Genomic DNA, 20,605 nt, shown 5'->3' on the forward strand with positions numbered 1-20,605 from the left:
AAAGCGATATTGAACCGCCGTCCGTGATTCGCCTTGATGCGATATGGGCGCCCGCGTAAGGTAGACGGGTGCCTACACGTCTCTCCAACTACTTCCTCCGTACTCTTCGCGAAGATCCCTCCGACGCGGAGGTGACCAGCCACCGCCTGCTCGTGCGGGCGGGCTACATCCGTCGCCAGGCTCCGGGTATTTTCGCTTGGCTGCCGCTCGGCCTGCGGGTGAAGGCCAAAGTGGAGCGCATCATCCGTGAAGAGATGACCGCTGCCGGCGCGCACGAGGTGCACTTTCCGGCGCTGCTGCCGCGCGAGCCCTACGAATTGACCGGCCGCTGGGACGAATACGGCGAAGGACTGTTTCGCCTGAAGGACCGCAAGGGCTCGGACATGCTGCTGGCACCGACCCACGAAGAGGTCTTTGCACTACTCGTCAAAGACCTGTACAGCAGCTATAAAGACCTGCCGCTGTCGATTTATCAGATTCAGGACAAGTACCGCGACGAGGCACGCTCGCGCGGCGGACTGCTGCGCGGCCGTGAATTCACCATGAAGGACGCCTACTCCTTTGACTACACCGACGCCGGCCTCGACGTCAGCTACCAACAGCAGCGCGACGCCTACGAGCGCATCTTCAACCGCTTCGGTCTCGACTATGAGATCGTGAAAGCGGATGCCGGCGCAATGGGTGGCTCCAAGAGCGAAGAGTTCTTGCACCCCACCGCTGTCGGTGAAGACACCTTCGTGCGCAGCGCCAGCGGCTACGCGGCCAACATCGAGGCGTTTCGCACCCTCGTTCCGGCCGACAAAGACTTCACTAATCTGCCTGCCGCGCAGGTCTTCGACACCCCGAACACCCCGACTATTCAGACACTGGTCGACAAGGCCAACGCCGAGCACCCCCGCCTCGATGGCCGCGAGTGGACAGCGGCCGACACGCTCAAGAACGTCGTGCTCGCCCTGACGAGCCTGGACGGCACCCGTGAACTCATCGCGATCGGCGTTCCCGGCGACCGCGAGGTCGACCTCAAGCGCGTCGAGGTCGCCTTCGCCCCCGCCGAGGTGGAGGCCGCCAACGAGGGTGACTTCACCAAGAACCCCGGCCTGGTCAAGGGCTATATCGGGCCGTGGGGGGCGGCCGGCGCAGTGCTCGGCACGGTGTCGACCACCGGCATCCGTTTTCTGGTCGACCCGCGCGTGGTCGCCGGTACCGAGTGGATCACCGGAGCCAACGAAGATAACCGTCACGTGTTCGGCCTCGTCGCCGGCCGTGACTTCGCCATCGACGACGTGGTCGAGGCCTCCGACGTGCGCGCCGGCGACCCGGCTCCCGACGGCTCGGGCCCTGTCGAACTCATTCGTGGCATGGAAATTGGGCACGTGTTTCAGCTCGGCCGCAAGTACGCCGAGGTGCTCGGTCTGAAGGTTCTCGATGAGAACGGCAAGCTGGTCACCGTCACGATGGGCTCATACGGCATCGGCGTGACCCGCATTCTTGCGGTCATCGCCGAACTCAACAACGACGCAAAGGGTCTGATCTGGCCCGAATCGGTCACCCCGTTCGACGTGCACGTGATCGCCACCGGGCGCGATGAGATCGTCTTCGACACGTCAGAGGCCGTTGTCGCCGCGATCGAGGCTACCGGCCGCGAGGTGCTCTATGACGATCGCCGCAAGGTCTCGCCCGGTGTCAAGTTCGGCGACGCGGAGCTCATCGGCGTGCCGTGGATCGTCATCGTCGGCCGGGGAGCCGCCGACGGCATCGTCGAACTGTGGAACCGCCGCACCGGCGACCGTGAGCAGGTCGACGTCGCCGACGTCGCCAAGCACTTCGCCTGAGCCGTAATTCTCAGAACGGATGCTGCCGGCTGGCCGAGCCGGCAGCATCCGTTCTTATCGACCCCGCTTCACCGAGCCAAGTGGGTGATGGGACGCCGCAGATTCAGGTACCGTAGTATCCAGCCCGCTGCGCGGTTTCGCGGCGGCAAGATCATGCGACTAGATCGTACGTAGAGGAGGCCGGCCATGGACATCGACCTCAGTGTTTTGCGGCTACTGGAGCGCGAAAAAGAGATTCCCTTTGAGGAACTCGTACAAATCATTGAACAGGCAATTCTGACCGCCTATGTCAAGCACATCCAGCAAGATGTGACCAAGCTTGAAGCGTCGAAAATTGCTGAAGCCAAGCACGATATCCAGGAAGTCCCCGAAGCGCGCGTTGTTCTCGACCGCAAATCGGGCCACGTGGACATTTATATTCCCGAGCACGACGAAGACGGCAACGTTATCGGCGAAGCCATTGACAACCCGACCGACTTCGGCCGTATCGCGGCCTTCGCTGCCAAGCAGGTCATCAACCAGCGTCTGCGCGACCTGGCCGACGACGCGGTGCTTGGCGAGTTCAAGGGCCGTGAGGGTGACATTGTTGCTGGAATCATTCAGCAGGGTCCGAACCCCCGCATGATTCACGTCGACCTCGGCACCATCGAAGCGATCATGCCCCCCGAGGAGCAGGTTCCCACCGAAAGCTACGTGCACGGCGCGCGCATTCGCGTGTTCGTCACTGCCGTCGGTCGCGGACTCAAGGGACCGCAGATCACCGTGTCGCGCACCCACCCGTCGCTCGTTCGCAAGCTGTTTGCACTCGAGGTGCCAGAGATCGCCAGCGGAGTCGTCGAGATCGTCTCGCTCGCCCGCGAAGCCGGCCACCGCACCAAGATTGCCGTGCGCGCCACAGAGCCCGGCGTCAACGCCAAGGGCGCCTGCATCGGCGAACTCGGCCAGCGCGTACGCGCCGTGACCGTTGAACTCAACAACGAAAAGATCGACATCGTCGACTTCTCGCCCGACCTCGCAACCTTCGTTGCGAGCGCCCTGTCGCCGGCCAAGGTGACCAGTGCCTACGTGATCGACGAGTCGATCAAGGCTGTGCGTGCCCTCGTTCCCGACTACCAGCTGTCCCTCGCGATCGGCAAAGAGGGTCAAAATGCCCGCCTCGCGGCCAAGCTGACCGGTGCGAAAATCGACATTCAGCCAGACAGCATTCTGGAGGATGCCGAATAGGGGGTACGATGGACTCCGTTAGAACGTGTATTGGCTGCCGTTCGCGCGCCCCTCGATCCTCACTTTTGCGGATCGTTGCTGGGAAATCAGAGGTTGTGGTGGATGAAACCGCCACAATGCCCGGTAGAGGTGCGTGGCTGCATGCCCGTGAAGCGTGCTTTCAGGATGCCGTAAGGCGACACGCTTTTGGGCGTGCCTTTCGCGTGACCGGGTCACTGGACGCGAAACAACTAGAGAACAGGCTGAATTGGCTTATGGATAACTAATGAGCGGCTCGAAATGAGACCCGTCCGTTACTAACGGTCTGCCCCTTTCCGGGTGCAGGCCCGGAACAGGAGAATTGTGGCTGCGAAACCACGCGTACACGAGATCGCTACCGAACTCGGAGTCGACAGCAAGGTAGCCCTTGCTAAATTGAAAGAAATGGGCGAGTTCGTCAAGGGACCGTCTTCCAGTGTTGAACCGCCGGTAGCGCGTCGCCTTCGCGCGGCCCTGCAAGCGGAAAGCGCAGCGGCTAAGGCTTCAACGCCAGCGCCCTCCGCTGGCGCTGCTACAACGGCAACGCCGGCTCGTCCGAGCCACGGTGCCAAACCGGGCGCTCGCCCTGGCCCCAAGCCCCCAACAATCGAACCGGTCGCCCCTGTCGTCGTCGAGGCTGCCCAGACAGCGGATGCTGCGCCCGTTCCGGTCGCACCACTCACCGTTGCAGAGCGTCAGGCCCAAGCCGCCGAGAAAGCCGCGGTAGCGCAGAAGGTTGCTGCTGCCGACATGGCTGCCGCCGCCGAGGCCGCAGACAAGCCGAGCACCGACACCCCCGATGCAAAGGCCACGGCAGGATCGGCTACGCCGGTCAAGCCCGGTATGCCGCGCCCCGGAGCTGCGCGCCCCGGTAACAACCCGTTCGCCAGCAATCAGGGCATGGGTCAGCGCCCAGCTCAGCCGCCGCGTCCGGGGAACAACCCGTTCGCGAGCGCGCAGGGCATGGGTCAGCGCCCGGCGGCACCCACTCCGAGCAACATTCCGCGCCCTCCGGCACCTCGTCCGGGTGCCCCGCGTCCCGGTGGACCCGGCCAGGCCGCACGCCCGACCGGTTTTGGTCAGCGTCCAGGTGCCTTCCAGCGCCCAGGTGGTGCACCGGGTGGAGCCGGCGCAGCACGCCCCGGATTCACTCGTCCCGGCGCTCCAGCCGGAGCTCCCGGCTTCGGCCCGCCTCGCCCTGCCGGTGGTGGCGGTGGAGCTGGTCGCGGTCGCGGACCGGGTGGCGGCACAGCCGGTGCCTTCGGTCGCGGTGGTGGCAAGAACAAGGCGCGCAAGTCCAAGCGTACGAAGAGAGCAGAGTTCGAGCTGCGCGAGGCCCCGTCGCTGGGTGGAGTATCAGTACCCCGCGGCGACGGTGGAACCGTTGTTCGCCTGCGTCGCGGAGCATCCATCACCGACTTCGCCGACAAGATTGACGCGAGCCCCGGAAACCTCGTTACCGTACTGTTCCACCTCGGTGAAATGGCCACGGCAACGGAGTCACTCGACGAGGCCACGTTTGACGTACTCGGTAGCGAGCTCGGCTACAAGATTCAGATGGTGTCGCCCGATGACGAAGACCGTGAGCTGCTGCTCGGGTTCGACATCGACATCGATCAAGAGCTTGAAGACGAAACCGACGAAGACCTCGAGATTCGTCCTCCCGTCGTCACCGTCATGGGCCACGTCGACCATGGTAAGACCGCGCTTCTTGACGCGATCCGTAACGCCAAGGTCGCCGAGGGTGAGGCCGGTGGAATCACGCAGCACATTGGTGCGTACCAGATCATCACCGAGCACGAGGGCATCGACCGTGCCATGACCTTCATTGACACACCGGGCCACGAGGCGTTCACCGCCATGCGTGCTCGTGGTGCGCAGGTCACCGATATCGCCATCCTCGTGGTCGCCGCCGACGACGGCATCATGCCGCAGACGATTGAGGCACTCAACCACGCGCAGGCCGCCAACGTGCCGATCGTGGTCGCGGTGAACAAGATTGACAAGCCAGGGGCTAACCCGCAGAAGGTTCGTCAGCAGCTCACCGAATTCGGTCTCGTCGCCGAAGAGTATGGCGGAGACGTCATGTTCGTCGACGTGTCGGCCAAAAACAAGACCGGTATCAAGGAAATTCTTGACGCCGTGCTCCTGGTTGCCGATGCCGCACTCGACATGCGCTCCAACCCGAATAAGGATGCCCGTGGTGTCGCCATCGAGGCTCGCCTCGACAAGGGCCGCGGCGCGGTGGCAACCGTACTCATCCAGTCCGGAACGCTGAAGGTCGGAGACTCCATCGTCGCCGGAACGGCTTACGGCCGCGTTCGTGCGATGGCCGACGAAAACGGTGTTGCCGTTCTCGCTGCCACGCCGTCCCGCGCGGTTCAGGTGCAGGGTCTGTCGAGCGTTCCCCGCGCCGGTGACACTTTCCTCGTCATCGAGGAAGACCGCACCGCCCGTCAGATCGCCGAGAAGCGTGAAGCCGCCGAGCGCAACGCACTGCTGGCCAAGGCCCGCAAGCGCATCAGCCTCGAAGACTTCACCCGTGCCCTCGAAGAGGGCAAGGTCGAGTCGCTCAACCTCATCATCAAGGGTGACGTTTCCGGTGCCGTTGAGGCCCTGGAAGAGTCACTGCTTAAGATCGAGGTCGACGACTCGGTTCAGCTGCGCATCATCCACCGTGGTGTCGGCGCTGTCACGGAGAGCGACGTCAACCTCGCCACCGTCGACAACGCCATCATCATCGGGTTCAACGTTCGTCCAGACACGAAGGCCCGCGAGCGTGCTGCTCGCGAAGGCGTCGACGTGCGCTTCTACTCCGTCATCTACTCCGCCCTCGAGGACATCGAGAATTCCCTCAAGGGAATGCTCAAGCCCGAGTACGAAGAGGTTCAGAGTGGTATCGCCGAAATTCGCGAGGTTTTCAGCTCGTCGAAGTTCGGAAACGTCGCCGGTGTCATCGTGCGCTCCGGTACCATCACCCGAAATGCCAAGGCTCGCGTTATTCGCGAGGGCATCGTGGTGGGAGACAACCTGGGCATCGAGTCGCTGCGCCGCTTCAAGGACGATGTCACCGAGGTCCGGACGGACTTCGAGTGTGGTATCGGACTGGGCAAGTTCAACGACATCCGAATTGGCGATGAGATTGAGACCATCGAAATGAAGGAAAAGCCGCGCGTCTAGCGTTGGTTTTGGGGGTCGGGCTTCTCACGAGGTCCGACTTCCGCATTAGGTTGGGTCTCCGCGAGGGGATCCGACCACGGCATTGGGTCGGCTCTTCGCAAATTTCTTCCCGAAAAGGAAAGAGCGGGGACCCCTACCCCGATTCCCTGCTGTGCATATTAACTGCGGGGGGAATTTGCTGCGACCCTCAGCTGGTAGGCAGCATCCGTTTAATACGGTGAAAAGTACAGAAGAACCGGGCGCTTCGGCGCCCGCTAACAAGGAGTAAGTCATGGCAGATCCGGAACGCGCCAGAAAGATGGCGGACCGCATTAAGGTCATCATTGCCAAGCGGCTGGAACGCGGTCTGCGCGATCCGAGGCTAGGGTTCGTGACGATCACCGATGTGAAGGTCACCGGGGATCTGCAGCACGCCTCGGTGTTCTACACGGTTTACGGCTCGATCGAGGAGCGTACCGATAGCGCAGCAGCGCTCAAGGCTGCAACCGGGCTGATGCGCAGCGAGGTCGGCAAGAACATCACGGCGCGGCTCACCCCGTCGATCGAGTTCATCGCCGACGGTATCCCGGAGAACGCAGCGCTGATCGACGACCTGCTGCGCGAGGCACACGACCGCGACACCGCGACCGAAGACAATAAGGGCACGGCAACCTACGCCGGCGACGCCGACCCGTACAAGAAGCCGCGCGATTACAACCTCGAAGACGACGATTCCGACGACGCCGACGATTCAACCGAGGCCGACGATTCGACTGACTCGGACGATTCCGACGAACTCGATAATCCCGACCACGAGAGCACCGCCAAGCACTAGAACCACCTTCGACCGGGCCCGGGCTCGGAAACTGTGCCCACGATCTATCAGGGGCCCGCTTTCCGGCACGGGCCCGTTCGGTTTAAGGCGGCGGGTTTACGGTGCTGGTGCTGGTGGTGCGGCAGCGTGCGGCGAGCGGATGCCGACGGCCAGCTGGTAGCGCACGAAACGGTACTGCAGGGCGGTGCTGGAGCGGAGCCATCCGCTGGTTGGGTCGGTGTCAACGCGGGCCCAGTCGGCGGTGATGACGGGCGCGAGCGTGTCACCGACTATCTCGGCGTCGATCTCGGTCACCTCAAGGGTGGCCGCGAAGGGCAGCGCGAGGCGAAAGATCTCGGCACCGCCGATCACCCACAGGGGTCCTGTCGTGAGTGCGCGTGCATCGCCGAGACTGTGCACAGCGGATGCCCCGCGCGCGGCCCAGGCCGGTTGGCGCGTAATCACGATGTTGTGTCGCCCCGGCAGCGGACGAAAGCGCTCGGGCAGAGCGTCCCAGGTGCGCCGGCCCATGATGACGACGCCCCCCTGGGTGACGGCACGAAAATGTGCCAGGTCCTCGGGAAGGTGCCAGGGTAGGCCGCCGTCGGTTCCGATCACGCCGCCGCGGCTCTGCGCCCAGATTAGTCCGATGCTCATGACGATCCGTCCGGGAGGGTGTAGCCGATGGGCGACCCGATGGCCAGACCGTCGCTGACTAGACTGGCGAGCGCGCGCTGCAATTGCGCCGAATCGGGCCAGAGCGAGGCGATCTCGGCATCCGTCACGGCGCGGTGGGTGGAGCGCAACTCGGCCATGATCAGGCCGCGTACCTGCCGGTCGCTGCCCTCGAACTTCTTCTGCACGGTTTTGCGCGTGCCGGTGTACTCGGGGTAGTCCGCGGCGCGCCAGGCGCACGTATTCTGAATCGGGCATATATCGCAGTGCGGGCTGCGGCTCGTGCAGACGACGGCGCCAAGCTCCATGATGGCAGCATTGAACAAAGCAGCTTCGTGCACGCTCTCCGGCAGCAGCTCACCCATCGCGTCCAGGTCACGTGCTCGACTGGGCGGCAGCGGTTCGCCGGCGCCGGTGATCGCGCGAGCAATCACCCGGCGCGTGTTGGTGTCGACGACCGGATGCCGGTGGCCATATGCGAACGCGGCCACCGCCCGCGCCGTGTAGTCGCCGATCCCGGTCAAGGCCAGCAGGTCGTCGATGTCAGATGGTACGACTCCGTTGTGAAGCTCGGTGATTTGCACGGCGGCCGCGTGCAACCAGAGCGCGCGCCTCGGGTACCCAAGACTCGCCCAGGCTCGCACGGCCTCGCTCGGCGGCACCGCGGCGAGGTCGGCCGCCGTCGGCCAGCGCGCTAGCCACTCCTCGAGCCGGGGAATGACCCGGCTCACCGGCGTCTGCTGCAGCATAAATTCGCTCACCAGAATGCCCCAGGCGCCGAATCCTTCTCGGCGCCAGGGTAGGTCCCTGGCGTTGGCGAGAAACCAGGCGTTGAGTGCGCCGCTGACACCGGCGGCCGTTCGATTCGAGGGTGCAACGTTCATTCGTTCTAATCTAGGCTCGAATCATGAAGCTCGTTTCCACGCCCCGCATCGATTTTCTTCGCGCCCTCGCCGCCGAAATTGTGCACAACTACGGCCGCGGTCGCACAATCATTGCCATCGATGGAACGGATGCGTCCGGTCGCGTTGCGTTCGCCGATGACCTCGCCGCCGTGTTGCGCGAACAAGACAGGCACCTGTTTCGGGCCAGCCTGCGCAATTTTCAGCTCTCACGCGCCGCGCAGCAACTGCTCGCGTCCGAGACGTCCGAGACACCCGCTTCACCCGAGCGGCTGTACCGGGTCGGCTACGACTACTCCGCCCTGCGCCGTGTGCTGGTCGAGCCCTTTCGCATGGGCGGCAGCATCGGATTCGTGACCGAGCACTTCGACCCAGACCGCGACGCCTGGATCGAACCGACCTGGCAGACCGCGCCGGCCGACGCCACCCTCATTATTGACGGCAATTACATCAATCGGCCGGAACTCCACGGACTGTGGCTGTACAGCGTGCTGCTCGAGAGCGAACCCGAGAGCGAACCAGACCGGCTCTACCTCGCCGAGACGAATCCGCGGGATGTCGTCTCCGCGGTCATCGACAACACGCAGGCCGGGGCTCCGCGGCGGGTGCTAACCGACCGGTGCTGAGTATTCGTTGTGTCGGGCAGTCGGCTGAACGACTTAGCGGCTGCCGGCGAGGGCATCGAACCGCGCCACCACCTCGGCCGGGGTCAGAAAAGAACGGGTGACTTCAATCTCGTGCACCAGCTCGGTCAGCAGCGCGTTGACCGGCGCCGACATGCCGGCCCGCGCGGCCTCGCGCACGACCACGCCGTTGAGGTGGTCGATTTCGGTCGGTTGCGCGCGCTTGATGCTCTGCAAGGTCGAGCCTAGGTTGGCCACCGGCCCCATCTTCACTCCCATTCGAAGCGGCAACGTCTGACCAAGGGTCACCGGCAACCGTGCGAAAAGACCCAGGCTGCGATCGCTCAGCGATTGCAAAGGTGCGAAGGTGACGTTGCGGGCCTGACCCACCTGTACCGTTTCCTGCATGCTCTCGGTCAAAATTCGCCGTAACGGTGCCTCCTTGATGACGGCTTGAACGCTGAGGCCGGTGATCGCCGGTAGGGCATTGAGCATATTGATGACAAGTTTGGTCCACTGCGCGCCGGCAAAATTGTCGGCGGCGATCGTGGGGAACGCAGCGTCAAGCACGGCTTGCCAGCGCCGGGTGGCAGCATCCGCGCCGCCGTCGCCGCGACCGAGGTAACTCGAAGCTGCGGTCGTGACTCGCACCCTCCCCGGACCGATGTAATGGGCTGCGATGAGGGTAAGGAGACCGAAACATTCCGACTGGGGCAGTAGCTCCCGAGCGATCGTGACACCGTCGAGACCGTTCTGCACGACGATCACCGGTGACCCGTCGAGAATGTCCGCATTCTCGGCAATGGCGGCCGCGGCGTCATGGGCCTTGGTGCAGACGAGCGTCAAATCCGGAATTTCGGTCAAAATTTCACGCACCGGCACGCGGCATTGCGCATCACCGTAGCCTCCGGTGAGTCGGATTCCGTTTTCTCGAATGAGCGACCGGGCCACCTCGCGGGCAGTGATCGTGAGATCGTGCCCAGCCTGGGCGAGCAGGGTCGCGAATGCGCCCCCCAGGGCGCCAGCTCCGATCACAGCAATTTGCATGACCCCAGCCTAGATTGCCTGTGCCACTGGCGAGGTCCAACGCTGATACCCTCAGGGAGTGACCAGCGGCCTTCTACTCATTGACAAGGCCCAAGGTTGGACCAGCCATGACGTCGTAGCCAGAACTCGCCGCCTCGCCGGCACCCGCAAGGTCGGCCACGCCGGCACCCTCGATCCGATGGCCACCGGCCTGCTGGTGCTCGGCGTCAACAGCTCGACCCGGCTGCTCACCTACGTCGTCGGCCTCGATAAGGAATACCTCGCAACCATTCGCCTCGGTCAGTCCACCACGACCGATGACGCTGAGGGGGAGGAACTCACCCACGCCTCGGCCGGGCAGGTTGCCGCTATCGCTCCCGCCGCTGTGGCATCCGGCATCGAAGACCTTACCGGTGATATCAGCCAGCAACCGAGTGCCGTCAGTGCGATCAAAATCGACGGCCAACGTGCCTACGCCCGTGTGCGCGCCGGCGAAGATGTGCAGTTACCCTCCCGCCCGGTCACGGTCAGCGTGTTCGAACTGCTCGCGAGCACGGCGGGAGACGGTTTTCTCGACCTGGAGGTGCGCGTTGAATGTGCCTCTGGTACCTACATTCGGGCCCTGGCCCGCGATCTCGGTGTCGCCCTCGGCGTCGGCGGCCACCTCACGAGTCTGCGACGCACCCGCATCGGCCCGTTTCGCATCGAGAATGCCGCAACGCTCGAGCGGGTCGACGTCGACGCCAACCTCATTTCACCAACGGATGCCGCCACCCGGCTGCTTCCCCGCCTCGATCTGTCCGCAGAGCAGGCGATCGATCTCGGGCACGGCAAACGCATCACGGTAGAGAAGGATGTCACCCGCATCGGACCCGTGGCCGCGATCGCCCCCGACGGCACCTTGATCGGGCTGGTGGAGTACCGCGGCAATCAAGCGAAGTCCCTGTTGAACTTTCCGCCGGATGAGCCGGCAGCAGCCACCGAACCGAAACAGGCCTCATGATCGAATGGTTCACTTGGCTGCAACTGGCCATTGCCGTGCCTGGCGGCGTGCTCTGCCTCATTCTCGGCCTGCTCGGTCGCAAACCCACCGACCTCACCATGGGCGCGCCCGCACTCGTTGAACTTTTGCTCATCGTGCAGCTCGCCGCCGCGATCGCGGCGCCCTGGGCCGGCAACGACGCCACCGGCAGCCTGCTTGAGTTCTACACGTACCTGGTCAGCGCCATTGCGCTGCCGGTCGCGGCCGGCTTTTGGGCGCTGGTGGAACGCAATCGGTGGAGCACCGTCATTCTCGGTGTCACCTGTCTGTCGGTGGCGGTCATGCTGTACCGCATGAACCAGATCTGGAACGTGCAGGGTCGCTGACTCGGTTCTAGCTGTGCGACGGATGCTGCAATAATTAACGAGCAATGATGACGAGTGAGCTATGACGACGACAGAGCGATGACAGAATCCCAGACCGAGACACCAACTCCCTCCAGCCGGGTGAGCGGCATCGGTCGACTCCTCATCGCCGTCTATGGTGTGCTGGCTCTGGCCGCCACCGGTCGCTCCTTCGTACAGATTGCTTCCGAGTTCGATGATGCACCGCTGGCCTACTCGTTGTCGGCCCTCGCCGCCGTCGTCTACATTGTTGCGACGCTTGCCCTGATCAAGCGCAACACCCTCTGGTATCGCATCGCCTGGGCCACGATTGGATTTGAACTGCTCGGCGTTTTGGTCGTCGGCACTCTGAGCCTCGTCGACCCAGCCCTGTTTCAACACAAAACCGTCTGGTCGGTTTACGGTCAGGGCTACGGATTCGTTCCGCTCGTGCTGCCGCTACTCGGCATGTGGTGGCTGATGCGCCATCCTGTTGCCCGCGCCGCGCTCGTGAGCCGCGCATGAAGACCTTCTACGGAGTTGAAGCCGTGCCGCGCGACTGGCCGGCATCGGCCGTGAGCATCGGCAAGTTCGACGGGGTTCATGCCGGGCACCGGGCCGTGATCGCCGAATTGCAGGGCCTAGCCGAGAAGGAATCACTGGCGGCCGTCGTCGTGACCTTTGACCGGCATCCGCTCGCTCTGCTCTCGCCAGAGAACTGCCCGAGCACGCTGGTCGGCGCGGAGCAGAAGCTCGACCTGATCGCCGAGACCGGTGTCGATGCCACCTTGCTGCTGAAGTTCGACCGTGCCCTGTCGAACCTGCCGCCGCGTGAATTTATTGAGCGCATTCTGGTCAAGGCCCTGCACTCGCGCTTTGTGCTGGTTGGGCGAGACTTTCGGTTCGGGTTCAAGGGGGCAGGAGACGTTGCACTGCTCCGCGAGCTCGGCGCCGAATTTGGCTACGAGGTGCGCATGATCGATGACGTCAAACCAGACGGTGAACGCCGCGTGTCATCGACCTGGATTCGCGAACTGCTCGGTCTCGGCGACGTCAGTGCTGCCGGCCATCTGCTCGGACACTTGCCAACCGTTCGGGGCCTTGTCGTGCACGGCGCAGCGCGCGGCCGCGAATTGGGATTTCCCACGGCGAACCTCTCTGCCGATTCCGACGGGCTCATTCCCGCCGATGGCGTTTACGCCGGCTGGTTGACGGATGCCGGAACTCGCTACCCGGCGGCCATCTCGGTCGGTAACAACCCCACCTTCGATGGTGTCGCGCAGAAGCAGGTGGAGGCGTATGTGCTCGACGAGACCGATCTTGACCTCTACGATCGCGTCGTTGACGTGTCGTTCGTCGAGCGGATTCGCGGGATGGTCGCCTATGCGGGGATTGATCCGCTGATCGAGCAGATTCGTGATGACGTTGCGCGGGTCCGTCCGATCCTGGGCCAGACGGTACCACTGCGTCCCGGTACGCTTGCCCCAGGCGCATAATCCGGGGGGTACCATGCCACAACAAGCACGAGCGATAGCAACGCGCGCGGCGATTATTCGCGGTGCGTCGCAAGCATTTGAACAGCGCGGCTATGGGAGCACCTCGCTGGCTCAGGTCAGCAATGCCGCGGGTGTCACGAAGGGCGCCCTGTACTTTCACTTTGACTCCAAAGAAGCCCTTGCCGTAGCCATTATCCGGGCTCAGCACGAGGCATCGGCGGCGGCCGGTCAGAAACTTCTCGATGACAATCATCCTGGCTTGCACGCTCTCGTGTCGATGTCCTATGAGCTTGCCAGGCAGCTGCGCGACGACCTCGTCGTGAGCGCCGGTGTTCGACTCACGATTGAAGCGGCTAATTTTTCTACCCCGGTGGCTGGTCCCTACCTCGACTGGATGGGCGCCTGTGAGGAATTCCTTCGCCGCGGGATAGTCTCCGGCGACATTAACCCCGAGCTTGACGTGTGCGCGGCCGCCCATTTTTGTACCTCGGCCTTTACCGGGGTGCAGGTCGTTTCCGACGTGCTGACCAAGCGGGCAGATATCGACCAGCGTCTGACCGAAATGTGGGCCATTCTGCTGCCGGGCATCGTCGCTCCTGGTCGCTGGGACGACCTGAAAGACCTGCCAGCGCGCATCCTGCGGGAGCGTGCTGGGCTGTAGCGCCCTCTAAACTAACTCAGTGAATACTGCTGTCTCCCGCCGACTGTGGCCGGGCCGCGGCCTCGCCCTCGTTGGCATCATCTTGGTCGCCGCGAACCTGCGCACAGCCGTCGCCGCGCTGTCGCCGATTGTGACTGAGGTCAACGTCGATATTCCGCTCGGCGTGGTTTCCCTGGGCGTTTTAGGCATGCTGCCGCCGGTGTGCTTCGCTATCTTCGGCATTTTTACGCCGCTAATCACCCGTCGTCACGGCCTGGAAGTTCCGCTGCTATTCGCTTTGCTGGCAATCATGGTCGGGCATGTGAGCCGCGGACTGTCCGGTTCGATCACCATGCTCATCATCGGCAGTGTCATCGCCTTCGCCGGGCTCGGCATCGGCAACGTGCTGTTGCCGCCGCTGGTAAAGAAATATTTCCCCGACCGGGTCGGGCTCGTGACGAGCCTCTACGCCACAATCATGTCCCTGAGCACCCTGATACCGCCGCTAATCGCGGTGCCGGTAGCGGATGCCGCCGGCTGGCGCGTCTCGCTCGGCATGTGGATGCTGCTTGCCGTGCTCGCGCTCGTTCCATGGATCACCATGCTCGTGCGGCATCGCACGGAGGTATCGGCTAGCCCCATCGTCGAGGAGGCCGATGCAGCCATTCTCGGGCGTCTCTGGCACTCCTCAATCGCGTGGGCGATCGCCGGTGTGTTTGCGGTCTCATCGCTCAACGCCTATGCCATGTTCGCCTGGTTGCCCCAATTGCTCGTCGATACCGCGGGGGTGAGCTTGGCACAGGCTGGAACGCTCCTGGCCGTCTATGCCGGCATGGGCATACCCTGCGCCCTGATTATTCCGGTGCTGACCGCGCGCATAGCCAACGTCGGGCCGCTCGTTTATATCGGGGTATTCGCTTTCGTGGCCGGCGATCTTGGACTGATTTTTGCGCCCGAAACTCTGACCTGGCTCTGGGTGTCGCTGGCCGGACTGGGGCCGTTGTTCTTTCCGCTCGCGCTGGTTTTGATCAACCTGCGCACGCGCACTCACGCGGGGGCCGTGGCGCTGAGCGGCTTTGTGCAGAGCGTTGGTTACACCCTCGGCGCCCTCGGACCGCTTGTTGTCGCGCTGCTGCACGAGCTCAGCGGCGCCTGGACCTGGCCGTTGATCTTTCTCTTGGCGACCGCACTGGCCGTCCTGGTCGCTGGCGCAGTCATCGGCCGCCCGCACATGCTCGAGGACGATATCGCCCGTTGACCACGGGCGGACCGTGCGTTTTGACCCGTGCACTCACAGGCCGGTGAGGTTTACGGCACCAGCTCCCCGCGATGAATCAGCGCAGCGGCGCCAATCAGCGGGCCGTCGCCCGAGAGTGCGGAGTGCACCACGTGCACCCGGGTGGCGTAGGCGAATTGCACCCGCTCAGCGATTGCGGCACGAGCGAAATCGAGCAGGTCGGGGGTGACGTTGGAGAAGCCGCCGCCGATGGCGACGACGTCGAGGTCGAGCAGGGTCGCGGCGGAGGCGATTGCCTGGCCGAGGGCCCGACCGCTTCGCGCAACGGCCGCGACAGCTGGAGGGTCGGCGGCAGCGTAGGCGTGAGCTAGGTCCTCGCCGGTCGAACCCGTGAAACCCTGGGTCCGCGCCCAGGCGACGGTCTTCGGCCCGGAGGCGATCGCCTCAATGCAGCCGATTCCGCCGCACACACACGGGTCGTCAAAACCACCGACCTCGATGTGGCCGATATGACCGGCATTGCCCGTTGGCCCCGAAACCGTGACGCCGCCAAGAATCAAGCCGCCGCCGATTCCGGTCGACACGACCATGCCCATCAGATTGTCGATGCCCAGGCCGGCGCCCACCCAGTGTTCGGCGAGTGTGATGCAGAGGCCGTCCATCCGCAGCCGCACATCCAGCCCGGGAACCAGCTCGGCAACGAGCTCCTTGAGCCCAAACTCGCGCCATACCGGCAGGTTGAGTGGCGACACCGCTCCCACGGTCAGCTGAATTGGTCCGGCACAGCCAATGCCAACGCCGATTAGGGGAGAGCTCTGCGGCGCGCTCGCGAGGGTAGCACGCACGACCGTGCCGACAGCGGATGCGAGCTGCTCACTGGTCGCGCCGGCTCCCGTAGCCGCGCGGTTGCGGCTGGCCGTGAGCACAGTGCCCCGATCATCGACGAGGGCGGCTTCGACCTTGGTACCTCCGACGTCGACGGCGAGAACATACTCAGGGGCAGCGTTGGGGCTCATTCACTGATCGTATGGGATGGGTCGCGTATGACGCGCGCGGCGGCATCCGCTCCCCGGATAACTGCTCAAACGAGCAAGATTCCCCACAGCCGTTGATTCGGCTGGCTGGCCGTCGTAGGCTGGGTTCAAACGATTGGGCTGAGTACCGTACATGAGCGATACCGACGAACTCCTCTCCATCCGCGCCGCCGAACTCTACTATGAAGAGAATCAGACGCAAGATGAGATCGGCGTGATTCTGCGCCTCACCCGCTGGAAGGTCGGCCGGCTGCTTGCGAGCGCCAAGGCCAACGGCTTCATCCGGATTGAGATCGTGCACCCGCGCGCCCGACGCCTGCCGATCGAACGAAGGCTGCGCGAATCGACCGGTCTCACCGACGCCATCGTGGTCTCTTCCGCCGGGGTGTCGAGTGACGTCGAACTGCAGTCCCGCACCGCTCAGGCCGCCGCCGACTACCTCACCAGCCTCCGTCCGATTCCGCGCACGCTCGGCATTAGCTGGGGCCGCACCCTGCATGACGTGTCCCTGCACCTGAAACAGGGCTGGGCACCGGGGGTGAACGTGGTGCAGATTAACGGCGGCGTCAGCCTGAACCAGCACACGGGCACCGCGGCATCCACTGCCGTGACCATCGCGCACAAGGCCGACGGTTCAGCCACCCTGCTGCCCAGCCCGGCCATTTTCGAACGCCTCGAAACCAAGCAGGCCATGGAGGCCGACCGCACCGTCGCCGGGGTGCTCGCTCTCGCCCGCAACGCCCAGGCCTACGTTTTCAGCGCCGGTCAAGCGGATGCCAAATCCGCCCTCGTCGACAGCGGCTACCTGACGGTCGCCCAGATTGACGCCCTCGTGGCTCGCGGCGCTGTCGGCGACGTGGTGGGTCGCTATATCGACCAGAACGGCCGCGTCGTCGATCCGGAGCTCAATGAACGTACGGTCGGCATCCAGATCGACCAATTGCGCCGCGCGCCGCTGACCATCGCTGTCATCTCCGGACACTCCAAACACGCCATCGCCCGCGCCGTCGTGCGCAACGGACTGTGCACCGTGCTGGTGACCGACGAAGACACCGCGAACGCACTCCTCCAAGACTGAACATCCCCTGCGCGACCGCTCAAAAGGACACCCCATGACCAGTAGCCCCTTGGCCACCTACCACCCTGACCAGCGCGCCCTCGCGTTGATCGGCGGGGAGGCCACCGACGCGAACCTTCGCCGGTACCTGCACGGCATCCCCGGAATCGATGCGGTCGGCCTCGAAGCCCGCGCCGCCGACCTCGGCACCCGTTCGATTAAAACCAGCTCCAAACGCTGGGCAATCGACACCATCATCGGCTTAATCGACCTCACCACTCTCGAAGGTGCCGACACTCCTGGCAAGGTGCGCTCACTCGTGGCCAAGGCGCTCATGCCAGACCCGGGCGACCCCGGTTGCCCCCGCGTCGCCGCGGTCTGTGTTTACGGTGACATGGTCGGCACGGCCGTCACGGCGCTCGGCTCCGCTCACGCCGCTGGCAGCACAGAGGGAATCAGCGTTGCTGCGGTTGCGACCGCTTTTCCGAGCGGCCGTGCCTCTCTTGGCGTCAAGCTCGCCGACGTGCGCGACTCGGTCGCGGCCGGCGCAGACGAAATTGACATGGTCATCGATCGGGGCGCGTTCTTGGCTGGCCGGTTCGGCCAGGTCTACGACGAAATCGTCGCCGTGAAAGACGCCTGCCGCCGCGCCGACGGGTCGATGGCTCACCTCAAGGTGATTCTCGAAACCGGCGAACTGAACACCTATGACAACGTGCGCCGCGCGTCGTGGCTGGCCATTCTGGCCGGCGGCGACTTCATTAAAACCTCCACCGGCAAGGTCGCACCGGCCGCGACGCTGCCCGTTACGCTGTCCATGCTCGAGGTCGTGCGCGACTGGCACCGCCTCACCGGCGTGCAGATCGGCGTGAAGCCGGCCGGCGGCATCCGCACCTCGAAAGATGCCATCAAGTACCTCGTGACGGTTGCTGAAACCGTGGGGGAGGAGTGGCTCGTGCCGAGCCTGTTCCGCTTCGGCGCGTCCAGCCTGCTCAACGACGTGCTGTTGCAGCGCCAGAAGATGACCACCGGGCACTACTCCGGCCCCGACTACGTGACGATTGATTAGGGAACGACCATGAAATTTCTTGACTACGCACCAGCCCCGGAGTCGCAGGCACTCCTGAACCTCAAAAGCGACTACGGCCTGTTCATCAACGGCGACTTCGTCGACGGTCGCGGCACCCCGTTTCAGACCATCAACCCGGCCACCGAGCAACAGATCGCCATGATCGCCACCGCCAATGAAGCGGATGTCGACGCCGCCGTTTCCGCCGCACGTCACGCCTACGACGGGGTCTGGTCTCGCCTGTCTGGCAGTGACCGAGGCAAGTACCTGTTTCGCATCGCCCGCCTGGTGCAGGAACGCGCCCGGGAACTCGCCGTCGCCGAAACTCTCGACAACGGCAAGCCGATCAAGGAAAGCCGCGACGTTGACATTCCCTTGGTAGCTGCCTGGTTCTTCTACTATGCCGGCTGGGCGGACAAGCTTGACCACGCCGGAGTCGGCCCGAACCCGGCCTCGCTCGGCGTCGCAGCCCAGGTCATTCCGTGGAACTTTCCGCTGATGATGCTCGCCTGGAAGATTGCCCCTGCCCTCGCCGCCGGTAACACTGTCGTGCTCAAGCCCGCCGAGACCACCTCGCTCACCGCCCTGCTGTTCGCCGAGATTCTGCAGCAGGCCGACCTGCCAGCCGGTGTCGTGAACATCATCACGGGCGACGGTAGCACGGGGCAGGCGCTCGTTAACCACCCCGGCGTCAACAAGGTCGCCTTCACCGGTTCGACCTCCGTTGGGCGGGCAATTGCGCGTTCGGTCGCCGGAACCGACAAAAAGCTCAGCCTCGAACTCGGCGGTAAGGGTGCCAACATCGTCTTCGACGATGCCCCCATCGATCAGGCTGTCGAGGGTATCGTGCGCGGCATCTTCTTCAACCAGGGTCATGTGTGCTGCGCTGGAAGTCGCCTGCTCGTGCAGGAAAGCATCCACGACGACGTCATCGACCGGCTCAAGCGCCGCATGCAGACTCTGCGCATGGGAGACCCGCTCGACAAGAACACCGACATCGGCGCCATCAATAGCGCAGAGCAGCTCGCTCGTATCCGTGAACTCTCCGACCTAGGCCAGCAGGAGGGTGCCGAGCGTTGGAGCGCCGACTGCGTTATTCCACAGAACGGCTTCTGGTTCGCGCCGACCATCTTCACGAACGTGTCGACGAGTCACCGCATTGCCCGCGACGAGATCTTTGGCCCGGTGCTCTCCGTGCTGACCTTCCGCACGCCGGCCGAGGCCATCGCTAAGGCAAACAACACGCCGTACGGCCTGTCCGCCGGAATCTGGAGTGATAAGGGCAGCCGTATCCTCGCCGTCGCCGACAAGCTGCGCGCGGGAGTGATCTGGGCAAACACCTTCAACCAGTTCGACCCGTCGAGCCCGTTCGGCGGCTACAAGGAAAGTGGCTACGGCCGTGAGGGCGGCCGACACGGGCTCGCCGCGTACCTCAAGCCCGCCGTGCGCACCGGCTCGCGGTCCATCGCGGCCACCGACCACGCGACGCCCGCCACGGCGCCCGCCAGCAAGAAGTCCGCATCCGCCAGCAAGAAGTCCGCATCCGCAGAGAAAGCCGCCAAGTGAACCGCCTCGCCATTCCCAAGACGTACAAGCTCTACATCGGCGGCAAATTTCCGCGCAGCGAATCCGGCCGCGTCTACGAGGTGCTCTCGCACAAGGGCGAGTTTTTGGCCAACGCCGCCAAGGGCAGCCGCAAGGATGCCCGCGATGCGGTTCTCGCCGCCCGCACCGCCCTCGGCGGCTGGGCTGGCGCCACGGCCTACAACCGCGGCCAGGTGCTCTACCGCATCGCCGAACTGCTGGAGGGTCGTCGAGCGCAGTTCATCGACGAAATCATGAGCTGCGAGGGCCTGAGCGCCGCAGCGGCCAGTGCTCAAATCGACGAGGCCATCGATCGCTGGGTGTGGTACGCCGGCTGGGCCGACAAGTACGTACAGGTCGCCGGCAACGCTAACCCGGTGTCCGGACCGTTCTTCAACCTGTCCGTTCCCGAACCCACCGGCGTCGTGGCAATCATCGCCCCGCAGGATGCCGAGTCGCTGCTCGGACTAGTCAGCGCCATCGCACCGGCCCTCGTCGCCGGCAACACCGTCGTTGTGGTCGCCAACGAACTCGCACCCCTCTCGGCCATCAGCCTCGGCGAGGTACTTGCCACGAGCGACGTTCCCGGCGGAGTCGTCAACATCGTCACCGGCTCGCCGGCCGAGATCGCGCCGTGGCTGGCCAGCCACGCCGACGTCAACGCCCTCGACCTCGTCGGCGCCGGCGGCCTCGATTGGGTGGAGCTGCAAATCAACGCCGCCGACACGCTCAAACGGGTTCTCCCACCCGAGACGGGAGCGGATGCCGCAGCCCCGGCTCTGTCCCGCATCCTCGCCTTCACCGAACTGAAGACGGTCTGGCACACCAAGGCCATCCTCTGAGCTTGTAC

20 protein-coding genes are annotated in these 20,605 nt (G+C 64.3%); 16 read left to right on the top strand and 4 right to left on the bottom strand.

The features are described from left to right. Positions 1-68 precede the first annotated feature (68 nt). From CXY75_RS17100 to rbfA, 5 genes are all read left to right on the top strand, one after another. Positions 69-1,832, top strand: coding sequence for a proline--tRNA ligase (locus CXY75_RS17100; RefSeq protein ID WP_104084004.1), 1,764 nt, complete (start codon positions 69-71; stop codon positions 1,830-1,832). Positions 1,833-2,018: 186 nt separating this feature from the next. Continuing rightward, positions 2,019-3,056 carry a transcription termination factor NusA gene (gene nusA, locus CXY75_RS17105; protein WP_104084005.1) on the top strand — a complete coding sequence of 346 codons (1,038 nt, stop codon included), beginning with the start codon at positions 2,019-2,021 and terminating at the stop codon, positions 3,054-3,056. 8 nt (positions 3,057-3,064) lie between these two features. Beyond that, on the top strand, positions 3,065-3,322 hold the full coding sequence (locus CXY75_RS17110; protein ID WP_104084006.1) for a YlxR family protein: 258 nt from the start codon (positions 3,065-3,067) through the stop codon (positions 3,320-3,322). Between the two features lie 76 nt (positions 3,323-3,398). Continuing rightward, positions 3,399-6,254 carry a translation initiation factor IF-2 gene (gene infB, locus CXY75_RS17115; RefSeq protein ID WP_104084007.1) on the top strand — a complete coding sequence of 952 codons (2,856 nt, stop codon included), beginning with the start codon at positions 3,399-3,401 and terminating at the stop codon, positions 6,252-6,254. Between the two features lie 271 nt (positions 6,255-6,525). Beyond that, positions 6,526-7,068, top strand: coding sequence for a 30S ribosome-binding factor RbfA (rbfA, locus tag CXY75_RS17120; RefSeq protein WP_104084008.1), 543 nt, complete (start codon positions 6,526-6,528; stop codon positions 7,066-7,068). A gap of 96 nt (positions 7,069-7,164) precedes the next feature. On the opposite strand, the gene CXY75_RS17125 is transcribed toward rbfA, so the two are convergent. Beyond that, positions 7,165-7,704, bottom strand: a complete 540-nt coding sequence (locus tag CXY75_RS17125) for a dihydrofolate reductase (protein WP_104084009.1) — start codon at positions 7,702-7,704, stop codon at positions 7,165-7,167. Further along, complete coding sequence (locus CXY75_RS17130; protein WP_104084010.1) at positions 7,701-8,606, bottom strand: A/G-specific adenine glycosylase; 906 nt, start codon at positions 8,604-8,606, stop codon at positions 7,701-7,703. The genes CXY75_RS17125 and CXY75_RS17130 overlap by 4 nt, the downstream gene beginning before the upstream one ends. Positions 8,607-8,629: 23 nt before the next feature. Here CXY75_RS17130 and CXY75_RS17135 point away from each other — a divergent pair, with 23 nt between their 5' ends. After that, positions 8,630-9,250: a hypothetical protein gene (locus tag CXY75_RS17135; protein ID WP_104084011.1), complete on the top strand. Its 621-nt coding sequence runs from the start codon at positions 8,630-8,632 to the stop codon at positions 9,248-9,250. A 33-nt stretch (positions 9,251-9,283) separates the two neighbouring features. Here the strand turns inward: CXY75_RS17135 and CXY75_RS17140 are convergent, their stop codons facing one another. Next, positions 9,284-10,294, bottom strand: a complete 1,011-nt coding sequence (locus tag CXY75_RS17140; protein WP_104084012.1) for a ketopantoate reductase family protein — start codon at positions 10,292-10,294, stop codon at positions 9,284-9,286. A 58-nt stretch (positions 10,295-10,352) separates the two neighbouring features. Between CXY75_RS17140 and truB the strand changes: the two genes are divergently transcribed. From truB to CXY75_RS17170, 6 genes are all read left to right on the top strand, one after another. Continuing rightward, positions 10,353-11,276, top strand: a complete 924-nt coding sequence (gene truB, locus CXY75_RS17145; protein WP_104084013.1) for a tRNA pseudouridine(55) synthase TruB — start codon at positions 10,353-10,355, stop codon at positions 11,274-11,276. Continuing rightward, entirely contained in the window at positions 11,273-11,641 is a 369-nt protein-coding gene (locus CXY75_RS17150) for a hypothetical protein (RefSeq protein WP_104084014.1), read from the top strand. The genes truB and CXY75_RS17150 overlap by 4 nt, the downstream gene beginning before the upstream one ends. 78 nt (positions 11,642-11,719) lie before the next feature. Continuing rightward, positions 11,720-12,163 carry a hypothetical protein gene (locus CXY75_RS17155; RefSeq protein WP_104084015.1) on the top strand — a complete coding sequence of 148 codons (444 nt, stop codon included), beginning with the start codon at positions 11,720-11,722 and terminating at the stop codon, positions 12,161-12,163. Continuing rightward, on the top strand, positions 12,160-13,134 hold the full coding sequence (locus CXY75_RS17160; protein ID WP_104084016.1) for a bifunctional riboflavin kinase/FAD synthetase: 975 nt from the start codon (positions 12,160-12,162) through the stop codon (positions 13,132-13,134). Before CXY75_RS17155 ends, CXY75_RS17160 begins: the two co-directional genes overlap by 4 nt. Positions 13,135-13,147: 13 nt before the next feature. Then, entirely contained in the window at positions 13,148-13,795 is a 648-nt protein-coding gene (locus CXY75_RS17165; RefSeq protein ID WP_158251245.1) for a ScbR family autoregulator-binding transcription factor, read from the top strand. A gap of 19 nt (positions 13,796-13,814) precedes the next feature. Continuing rightward, positions 13,815-15,032 carry an MFS transporter gene (locus CXY75_RS17170; protein ID WP_104084018.1) on the top strand — a complete coding sequence of 406 codons (1,218 nt, stop codon included), beginning with the start codon at positions 13,815-13,817 and terminating at the stop codon, positions 15,030-15,032. 50 nt (positions 15,033-15,082) lie between these two features. Here the strand turns inward: CXY75_RS17170 and CXY75_RS17175 are convergent, their stop codons facing one another. Continuing rightward, positions 15,083-16,027, bottom strand: a complete 945-nt coding sequence (locus tag CXY75_RS17175) for an ROK family protein (protein WP_104084019.1) — start codon at positions 16,025-16,027, stop codon at positions 15,083-15,085. Between the two features lie 151 nt (positions 16,028-16,178). Between CXY75_RS17175 and CXY75_RS17180 the strand changes: the two genes are divergently transcribed. The 4 genes from CXY75_RS17180 to CXY75_RS17195 are packed head-to-tail and all read left to right on the top strand — an operon-like array spanning position 16,179 to position 20,597. Beyond that, complete coding sequence (locus tag CXY75_RS17180; RefSeq protein ID WP_104084020.1) at positions 16,179-17,123, top strand: sugar-binding transcriptional regulator; 945 nt, start codon at positions 16,179-16,181, stop codon at positions 17,121-17,123. Between the two features lie 34 nt (positions 17,124-17,157). Continuing rightward, positions 17,158-18,171, top strand: a complete 1,014-nt coding sequence (deoC, locus tag CXY75_RS17185) for a deoxyribose-phosphate aldolase (RefSeq protein WP_104084021.1) — start codon at positions 17,158-17,160, stop codon at positions 18,169-18,171. Between the two features lie 9 nt (positions 18,172-18,180). Continuing rightward, the gene (locus CXY75_RS17190; RefSeq protein ID WP_104084022.1) at positions 18,181-19,737 is read left to right on the top strand and encodes an aldehyde dehydrogenase family protein; all 1,557 of its coding nucleotides are present in this window, start codon (positions 18,181-18,183) and stop codon (positions 19,735-19,737) included. Next, complete coding sequence (locus tag CXY75_RS17195) at positions 19,734-20,597, top strand: aldehyde dehydrogenase (protein WP_104084023.1); 864 nt, start codon at positions 19,734-19,736, stop codon at positions 20,595-20,597. The genes CXY75_RS17190 and CXY75_RS17195 overlap by 4 nt, the downstream gene beginning before the upstream one ends. The last annotated feature ends 8 nt before the right edge of the window (positions 20,598-20,605 follow it).

Origin of the sequence: Cryobacterium sp. Y11, from assembly GCF_002929535.1 — a bacterium.
Taxonomy (GTDB): domain Bacteria; phylum Actinomycetota; class Actinomycetes; order Actinomycetales; family Microbacteriaceae; genus Cryobacterium.